6 protein-coding genes are annotated in these 6,549 nt (G+C 63.2%); 4 read left to right on the forward strand and 2 right to left on the reverse strand.

Annotated features, from left to right (window positions below; translation table 11 throughout):
- The coding region (locus tag AC1DS3_RS32885; protein ID WP_477128802.1) for a c-type cytochrome at positions 1-1,030 on the forward strand (1,030 nt) is incomplete at its 5' end.
- A gap of 82 nt (positions 1,031-1,112) precedes the next feature.
- On the opposite strand, the gene AC1DS3_RS32890 is transcribed toward AC1DS3_RS32885, so the two are convergent.
- Positions 1,113-2,045, reverse strand: a complete 933-nt coding sequence (locus AC1DS3_RS32890; RefSeq protein WP_441640482.1) for a LysR family transcriptional regulator — start codon at positions 2,043-2,045, stop codon at positions 1,113-1,115.
- 237 nt (positions 2,046-2,282) lie between these two features.
- Between AC1DS3_RS32890 and AC1DS3_RS32895 the strand changes: the two genes are divergently transcribed.
- The gene (locus AC1DS3_RS32895; RefSeq protein ID WP_441640518.1) at positions 2,283-3,056 is read left to right on the forward strand and encodes a putative hydro-lyase; all 774 of its coding nucleotides are present in this window, start codon (positions 2,283-2,285) and stop codon (positions 3,054-3,056) included.
- 145 nt (positions 3,057-3,201) lie between these two features.
- Positions 3,202-4,539, forward strand: coding sequence for an MFS transporter (locus tag AC1DS3_RS32900; protein WP_441640481.1), 1,338 nt, complete (start codon positions 3,202-3,204; stop codon positions 4,537-4,539).
- Between the two features lie 192 nt (positions 4,540-4,731).
- Here AC1DS3_RS32900 and AC1DS3_RS32905 read toward each other — a convergent pair whose 3' ends face one another.
- Positions 4,732-5,043 (reverse strand): helix-turn-helix domain-containing protein, encoded by a 312-nt coding sequence (locus AC1DS3_RS32905; protein WP_441640480.1) that lies wholly within the window; start codon positions 5,041-5,043, stop codon positions 4,732-4,734.
- A gap of 377 nt (positions 5,044-5,420) precedes the next feature.
- Here AC1DS3_RS32905 and AC1DS3_RS32910 point away from each other — a divergent pair, with 377 nt between their 5' ends.
- Positions 5,421-6,431: a CBASS cGAMP-activated phospholipase gene (locus AC1DS3_RS32910; RefSeq protein WP_441640479.1), complete on the forward strand. Its 1,011-nt coding sequence runs from the start codon at positions 5,421-5,423 to the stop codon at positions 6,429-6,431.
- Positions 6,432-6,549: the final 118 nt, after the last annotated feature.

The raw sequence follows: 6,549 nt of genomic DNA on the forward strand, positions 1-6,549 counted from the left end.
CGGCTTCTTCTTCGTGATCGACCGCACCAACGGCAAGTTCATCTCGGCCAAGARCTTCGTCGACGTGAACTGGGCCACGGGCTACGACAAGGATGGGCGGCCGGTCGAGAATCCGCTTGCCAGTACCAGCCTCAAGCCGGTCGATATGGTGCCCGGCCCGTTCGGCGCGCATAACTGGCATGCCATGTCGTTCAACCCGCGCACCGGCCTGGCCTATATTCCGGCGCAGCACGTGCCCCTGACCCTGGCGGACGACAAGGCCTGGGCGCGCAACCAGAAGGATTCCCAGGAGGCGCACAGCGGGGTGGGGTGGAACCTCGGCATGCTGGTCAATGCCGAGCCGCCGACAAGCAAGCCGTTCGGCAGGCTGATCGCATGGGACCCGATCGCGCAGAAGGCCGTCTGGCACCAGGACTATGCGGGACCGTGGAACGGCGGCACGCTGACCACGGCCGGCAACCTGGTGTTCCAGGGCACTGCGGACGGCCGCTTCATCGCCTATCACGCGGCTAGCGGCGAAAAGCTATGGGAGGCGCCGGTCGGCACCGGGGTCGTGGCCCCGCCGGTCACCTACCTTGTCGACGGCAAGCAGTATGTCTCGATTGCGGTAGGGTGGGGTGGCGTGTTCGGCCTGAGCGCACGCGCCACCGACCGCAAGGCGCCCGGCACGGTCTACACGTTTGCCGTGGGCGGCAAGGCCAAGGCCGCCGAAGCGGCAGCGTATCCGATGGCCGAGTTGTTGTCCGGCGTCAAGTACAACCCCGCCCATGTGCAGGAAGGGCAGAAGCTGTACGTCAACAACTGCGTGTTCTGCCATGGCGTGCCGGGGGTGGACAAGGGCGGCAATATCCCCAATCTGGCCTACGTCGGGTCCGGCCTGATCGAGAACCTGGGCAAGATCGTGTTCAACGGTCCCTTCGTGCAGCAGGGCATGCCGGATTTCACCGGCAAGCTGACGGCGCAGGACGTGGTGAAGATCCAGGCTTTCATCCAGGATACGGCAGACGCAGTGCGGCCAAAGAAGCCCTGAGCTGTATCGGGGCGCGAACGCATCAGGGAAGGCCGCCGGCGCAACACCGGCGGCTGCCTCCGGGCCCAGCCTGTGCGCGGCGTCACAGCGGCTCAACCAGCCGCTTGTTGCTGTTGCGGCAGTATTCCGCACAGGCCGCGCGTGCCGAGTTGGCGGCGCCATGCACGAACAGCGGCGCGTCGGCACGCCGCGACATCGACACCACGATCGACGGAGGCGCGGGCTGCAGCGGTAGCTCCACGACTTCGCCGCTCTCGATCAGCTTGTCGACAAACAGGCGCGGAATCGCGGCCACGCCGAAACCATCGCGCACGAGCTGCACGATCACGGCAATCGACGGCGACCCGGTAATGCGGGTTTCCGAAAGCGGCACGCCGAGGGCGCCCGCGAGTTTGGCCACGATGTCCTCCAGCGCGCGATGCGGCGCGGTCCCCCGGCCGAACGTCAGGATGGGATGTTGCAGCACCTGGCTGGCGAGCGAGCCGCGCGTGTGCGACAGCAAGCCTGCGCGCGCTACCCAGTGCACGGGATAGTTGGCGAGTGCATTGCACACCACGTTGCTTTCATCGCTGCCTTCGACGCGAATGATGAGATCGAGCTCGTCGGCAATCAGCTTGCGCTGCAGCACCACGCTCACATCGGCGGTCAGTTCGACTTCCAGCTGCGGGTAGTCCGCGGCGATCCGTCGCATGTAGTTCGGCAGCCAGCTGTGCACCACGGTCTCGATCACGCCCAGGCGCAGGCGMCCGCGGATCTTGCTGTCGCCAGAGGCGGCGGCCTGCAGCCGCCGTGCGGCCTCTACCACTCCCTTTGCGTACCCGAGCAGGTACTCGCCATTGGGCGTCAATCGAAATTCGCGGCTCTCCCGGTCGACCAGCGCGGTTTGCAGCTCATCTTCCAGTGCCTTTATCCGTTGGGAAATGGCAGCGGGCGTCGCATGCAGCGCGGCTGCCGTCGCACGAAAGCTGTGCAGTTTGGCCAGCGTGACGAAGGTTTCGAGGAATCGCGTATTCATCAGGCTGTAGCGTGGATCGCTGGAGAAAGCGCTAAGTTGCCAGGGACATCCCGACAGTTGGTGCTAATTCCGGTTTGGCACCAGCTCGGTGCGGCTAGGGGAAACCCGTAAGGTTGTTAAGAAAATCTATACAGAGGTGCCAACAAAAAGTCGTTGGCGATAAAAAATTTTACTCTCTATCGTTCAAGGCAACCACGACGACGTCATCACGACATGAGAACGCAGATGCCCGAAGACCTGATGCCTTTCGACTTTCGCCGGACCGTGCGCAGCGGGCAGTTCCGTGGCCCCACCGCAGGCTATTGCGGCGACTACGCCCAGGCCAACCTGGCCATCCTGCCGTCGGCGCACGCTAGCGATTTCCTGCGCTTTTGCCAGGCCAATCCGAAGCCGTGTCCGTTGCTGGGCGTCGGTGAGCCTGGACAATGGCATGTGCCGGTACTCGGGCGCGAGGTGGACATCCGCAATGATGTGCCGGCTTACAACGTTTATCGCGACGGGCGGCTGGCCGAAGAGGCCGAATCGCTGGCCGACCTGTGGCAGAACGATTTCGTGGTGTTCGCCATCGGCTGCTCGTTCTCGTTCGAGCACATGCTGGCGCAGGAAGGCATCCCCTTGCGGCATGTCGAGGAAGGCCGCAACGTGCCGATGTACCGCACCAGGATCGCGAACCGGCGCGCGGGCGTTTTCGGTGGCGAGCTGGTGGTGTCGATGCGGCCCATGCGCGGTGCCGAGGCGATTCGCGCCGTGCAGATCACCAGCCGTTTCCCCGCCGTCCATGGTGCGCCAATCCACATCGGCGACCCGGCCGAGCTGGGCATCGAAGACCTGGCCAAGCCTGAGTTCGGCGATCCCGTCACGATCAAGCCAGGAGAGCTGCCGGTCTACTGGGCCTGCGGCGTCACACCCCAGACCGCGATCATGGCCGCGAAGTTGCCGCTGGCGATCGCGCACAAGCCCGGCCACATGTTGGTGACCGATATCAAGAACGCCTCGCTTGCCGTGTTCTAGTCCACCGGGGCAACGCAGTCCGCTTTGTCGTTTTTCGCTTTCCCCGGAAGCCGTCACCGTAACAAGCCAGGACGCCGGAGACCGCCGGCGGCCAACGAAAGATCCGCGCGAACGACCGTTCAACTCACGCGCCCAGGAGCGTTTCATGGACAACAAGACCCCCGCGGCGGCAGCCGCCGCCAATCCCGCGATGGTTTCCTCCGTTGCAGCAACGGCGCCTGTCGACGCCGGCGGCAACCTGTTCTCCTGGTACGGCGATGCATCGCCCCGCCAGAAGCGCGCTTTCTGGAGCTGCAAGGTGGGCTACATGCTCGACGGCATGGATACGCAGATGCTCTCCTTCGTCATTCCGACGCTGATCGCTACCTGGGGTATCAGCCTGGCCGACGCCGGCTTCATCGGTACGCTCACATTGCTGGCTTCGGCACTGGGCGGCTGGGCCGCCGGCATCCTGTCGGACCGCATCGGCCGAGTCCGGACGCTGCAATTGACCGTGGTGTGGTTCGCGGTCTTTACCGGCCTGTGCGGGCTGGCGCAGAACTACGAGCAACTGCTGGCCGCGCGTGCGCTGATGGGTTTCGGTTTCGGCGGCGAATGGACCGCCGGCGCCGTGCTGATCGGGGAGGTGATCCGCGCCAAGGATCGCGGCAAGGCCGTCGGCCTGGTGCAGTCGGGCTGGGCGATTGGCTGGGGGCTGACGGCCATCCTGTATTCCGTGCTGTTCTCGGTCCTGCCGCCCGAACTGGCGTGGCGCGCGCTGTTCCTCGTCGGCCTGCTCCCGGCGCTGCTGGTGGTGGTCATCCGCCGCTACGTGAAGGAGCCGGACGTCTACGAAAAAGAGAAGGCGGCGCAAGGCAAGGCGAGCGATCGTCCCCGTTTCACGGAGATCTTCAGCCCGAAGCTGCTGTCGACGACGGTGCGCGCGGCGCTGCTGGCGACCGGCGCACAAGGCGGGTACTACGCGATCACGACCTGGCTGCCGACGTACCTGAAGACCGAGCGTCACCTGACGGTGATGGGGACGGGGGGATACCTGGCCATGATCATCTTCGGCTCGTGGATCGGCTACCTCGTCAGTTCCTATCTGACCGACAGGCTTGGCCGCAAGCCGAACTTCATTCTCTTCGCGGTGGGTTCGATGACGGTTGCCTTTGGCTACACGATGCTGCCGTTGAGCAACGGCGCCATGTTCTGGCTGGGCTTCCCGCTCGGCTTCTTCGCTTCGGGCATTTTCAGCGGCATGGGCGCGTTCCTGACCGAACTGTTCCCGACGCGGGTACGCGGATCCGGCCAAGGCTTTTGCTACAACTTCGGCCGGGCTGTCGGCGCACTCTTTCCCTTCCTGATCGGCGCGCTGTCCAAGCAATATGGTCTCGGCGCCAGCATCGGCATCTTCGCCGCGGCGGCCTATGGCGTGCTCATCATTGCCGCGCTGACGCTGCCGGAAACCCGTGGCCGCGAACTCGAAGCCGCTGGCATGTGAGTCCTCGGCAACTGGCGCGGTGGCGCTCGGGCGCACTGGTGCTGGCACGCGGTGTCGCCGCCGATGAAGCGGGTCTCCGCCGGCGACACGACCGTCGCGTACATCCCTCGGGTTGGCGCCAGAGCCGCTTTGGCAACGGTTGCACTTGCGCGCTCAGCGTGTGAACAGGCGCCCGGCGCGCGCCTCGATCGCCTATCGCGCCCTGGGTTTGTAGGCGCGCTTGCGGACTTCGCCTCGCGCAGACAGCGCTTCGCTTGAGGGCAAGGTATCCGGGAAGGCAGCGTCCAGGCTGCCGATCATGCCCAGCGCTCGCATCACCTTTGCCAGCGTGGATACGCGCACATCCCGTCCGGCCTCCAGGTCGCCCAGAGCGGTCCGGCCGATCCCGGCGCGTTTGGCCAGGTCCTCGATCGTGATGTTGCGTTCTATGCGCTTGGAGCGCAGGCGGGCACCGATTTCAGCTGCGATTTCATCGCCTGTCGATGTGCTTCGAATAGCAGGCATAACGTATGATTTTGTGTCATTGCGCCCGGAAAGGCGATCATATCGTAGGGTCCGGCATCCAGGGGCATGTCAAGATACACGTCGATAAGCTTGCTATAGCAGTCGTAATGTGCCTGTAAACATCTCCCGCGCGCGCTTCGATCTCCACCGTCTGCTGGGCCGCCTCGGACAATTGCTMAGGGTCTGGTTGATCTGTTGCGCGCCGCGGGCCAGGGCTTGCATGCCCTCGTTGACCATCTGCACACGCGGCGCCAGCGTCAGGCTGCATTTCGGAATGCTGACAACGGCTTCGACAAATGATTATCATGCTTCTTGCTGCACAGTGAGAAGCAACGGGATAAGGACGTGTCATCGAAGTTCCGGCGAGGAGGTCCCGAATGACAAATGCAGACTCCGGACGGTTTCAGATCCTGGCGCTGTCAGGCGGAGGCTTCCGAGGCCTTTATACGGCCAAATTGCTAGCTGACTTCGAAGACGAGATTGGCGCGCCAATCGCCACTCGGTTCGATCTTGTGACGGGCACATCGATCGGTGGCATCCTGGCATTGGCCATTGCGATGGAAATCCCTGCCCAGCGCATTGTTGAGCTTCTCGCCAGTCATGGGGGCTTGATCTTCAAGCGGCGCTGGTCTCTGGCGGGAATCTGGCGCGCACCATTTTCTTCAGCGCCATTGCAGTCGCTGCTTCGTGACAAGAAGATCTTTGGCGATCAAGTCCTCGGCGCATGCCGGCATCCGGTGATCATACCGGTGATCAATTACTCGACGGGCAGGCCGCAGATCTTCAAGACGCCTCATCATCCGGATTTCAAGCGAGATCATAAATGCCGGCTGGTGGATGTCGCCATGGCGACTAGCGCGGCGCCCGCATACTTTCCACGATATACGTTCAACAACAATCAATATGTTGACGGCGGCCTGTACGCCAATGCGCCGGGCATGCTCGCGGTCCACGAAGCGCAGTCGTCCATGGGGCAGCCGACAGACCGTATTCATGTGATGGCGGTGGGTACCATGTCATCCAAATTCACCGTCAACCCACGTCGAAACCGCGAGGGTGGGACCTATGACTGGGGAGGCGTCAATCCGGCAAACATGCCGAAGAGAGTGTTTGGCTTGTCGATATCGGTGCAGGAGGCATTGAGCGATTTCATGCTTTCACATCTGCTCTCAAAGCGCTATTTCCTTGTCGATGACGATCTCACCGACCAGCGCGCACGCGCCGTCGCCCTTGATCGGGCCGACAGCGCGGCGAAGGAGGTTTTGCTTGGCGCCGCGACGGAACGCTCCAAGATCTGCATCGGAAACGAAGACTGCCGATCCTTCCTGACTCACACAGCCCGCTCGGCAATGTTCTACTACGGCGAACACACCAATCCGAAAAGCTAGGCCGGCAAAACGCATGCGCCGCGCAAGCAGGTCGCGCTGGCGCGGGAGCGGGCCAGCGCAATGTGGAAGAATGGAATAATGGAATAATCCAACGATCCAATATTCTCAACCACGAACG

The organism is Cupriavidus sp. 01L46 (genome assembly GCF_056399905.1).

Excerpts from the sequence above, each read along its gene's own strand:
- AC1DS3_RS32900 (WP_441640481.1), top strand. The coding sequence starts at position 3,202 with ATGGACAACAAGACCCCCGCGGCGGCAGCCGCCGCCAATCCCGCGATG.
- AC1DS3_RS32905 (WP_441640480.1), bottom strand. The coding sequence starts at position 5,043 with ATGCCTGCTATTCGAAGCACATCGACAGGCGATGAAATCGCAGCTGAA.
- AC1DS3_RS32910 (WP_441640479.1), top strand. The coding sequence starts at position 5,421 with ATGACAAATGCAGACTCCGGACGGTTTCAGATCCTGGCGCTGTCAGGC.